This is a genomic window from Corynebacterium sp. ACRPS (assembly GCF_022346005.1).
Lineage (GTDB): Bacteria > Actinomycetota > Actinomycetes > Mycobacteriales > Mycobacteriaceae > Corynebacterium.
The window spans coordinates 1-1,995 of sequence record NZ_JAKRMY010000037.1; the positions used below are offsets into that span (position 1 = coordinate 1).

Annotated in this window: 1 protein-coding gene and 2 pseudogenes; all 3 read left to right on the plus strand. The window is 53.1% G+C overall.

Features of this window, described 5'->3' with window-relative positions:
* Positions 1-121 precede the first annotated feature (121 nt).
* Positions 122-481 (plus strand): annotated as a pseudogene (locus MHX65_RS11430) (transposase); the annotation flags it as partial.
* Between the two features lie 38 nt (positions 482-519).
* Positions 520-1,413 (plus strand): annotated as a pseudogene (locus tag MHX65_RS11435) (IS3 family transposase); the annotation flags it as partial.
* A gap of 238 nt (positions 1,414-1,651) precedes the next feature.
* The gene (locus tag MHX65_RS11440) at positions 1,652-1,924 is read left to right on the plus strand and encodes a hypothetical protein (protein WP_239270167.1); all 273 of its coding nucleotides are present in this window, start codon (positions 1,652-1,654) and stop codon (positions 1,922-1,924) included.
* Positions 1,925-1,995: the final 71 nt, after the last annotated feature.

Genomic DNA, 1,995 nt, shown 5'->3' on the forward strand with positions numbered 1-1,995 from the left:
AGCGCTTGCACTCGTGGTGCGGCTATCGCTCGCCGAACGCCTTCGAAGCCGCCGGATCAGCTACACTTACTATCGCATCTTGATTAAATCCCCGTGTCCACTTTCCGGGGTTCGGGCCCATGCCCTAGCCCACGCACATGGTGTGCGTGGCAGTCTTGACGGGGCTATTTTCCATTCTGATCACGGCAGTGTGTACACCTCACAAACCTTTAGGAACTACTGCTCGTCGTTAGGTGTCCGCCAGTCCATGGGAGCGGTGGGAACTAGTGCCGATAATGCCCTGGCAGAGTCATTTAACGCCACCTTAAAGCGAGAAGTCTTGCGTGATCGGAAAGTCTTTGACAACCCAATTACCTGTCGCCAAGAGGTCTTCCGGTGGTGCATGCGCTATAACACGCGCCGGCGGCACTCCTGGTGCAATCTCGTAGCGCCTGATGTCTTTGAAACCAAGTCTTCGGCTATACTGACCACAGCAGCATAGCTAGCCCCCGATGTGTCCACTTTTCGGGGGTCGGGCCCATCCGCTTCCAGTTTGTCTATGACCACCGAACCGAATACTCGGTTAAGCGGATGTGCCACGTTTTAAAGCTGAATCGTTCCTCGTTTTACAAGTGGGTGAGCACCCGCAAAAAGCGCAGGTTAAAAATATATTCTGACGGTCTTATTGGTGCAAGAATCACAACCATCTTCGATGATGAGCATGGTCTTTATGGGGCTAAACGCATCGCCGCAAGCCTTAAGGAAGACCTGGCGTATACCCCGGTCAATCACAAGAAGGTTGCACGCATCATGAAATCCATGGGACTAAAAGGCTTTAGCAAACGGCGTCGATGCATCACCACCAGGCGCAAGCCTGGTCACCGTGTCATGCCAGATTTACTAGGCCGTACATTCACCGCCAACGAGCCGAACCGTGTGTATGTCGGCGACATTACATACCTGCCGTGTAAGGGCGGCAAGAACATGTATTTGGCCACAGTCATTGACACGTATTCACGTAAACTTGCAGGTTATGCACTCGCAGACCACATGCGGGTCTCACTGGTCATCGATGCCCTAGCCCACGCACATGGTGTGCGTGGCAGTCTTGACGGGGCTATTTTCCATTCTGATCACGGCAGTGTGTACACCTCACAAACCTTTAGGAACTACTGCTCGTCGTTAGGTGTCCGCCAGTCCATGGGAGCGGTGGGAACTAGTGCCGATAATGCCCTGGCAGAGTCATTTAACGCCACCTTAAAGCGAGAAGTCTTGCGTGATCGGAAAGTCTTTGACAACCCAATTACCTGTCGCCAAGAGGTCTTCCGGTGGTGCATGCGCTATAACACGCGCCGGCGGCACTCCTGGTGCAATCTCGTAGCGCCTGATGTCTTTGAAACCAAGTCTTCGGCTATACTGACCACAGCAGCATAGCTAGCCCCCGATGTGTCCACTTTCCGGGGGTCAGGCCCCCCACCGTCAGTTACAGATACACCACGCTACTGGACGCAACCATTCAAAGGTGAACTGTGCTGTCGTGTTTTAGGCTAATGCGCGCGCGGGGGTTTCGCAATACTCTCACGCTGGGACGCTCGCCATTCCTCCCTTGCTACAGGTAAGAGTTGTGCAGTCGTGTGATGCCGTCTTATATACAGACGTCACCCCCTGCCGTATGGCTAAACTATGGAAAATATATGTTTCCGAGCATGTAGCACTACCTGCAGCTTTTATCTTTTGGTTAAATCGTCACCCCTCCCGATTTCTGGATAAAACAATCGCGACCACGATCAATGCCGCGCCGACCATTAGCTCGTCACTATGCACACTCAGCCATGAGCAGCTGGCGGCAATGGACGCTATTAATGCGATGAATACCAGCCCGGCTTTCGGTAAAGTAGGGTTGCCCGCAAATCGTGGACACGTAGTTAAGCTGCTTAGGGGTTAAGCAGCGGCCTTCTTATTACCATTTTGATCAGCGAGCTGGGCTTCGAAATCGACGGGGCTTACCATCCCGAT

Bases quoted from the DNA above. Each gene is read 5' to 3' on its own strand.
- MHX65_RS11440 (WP_239270167.1), top strand. From the start codon at position 1,652: ATGGCTAAACTATGGAAAATATATGTTTCCGAGCATGTAGCACTACCT.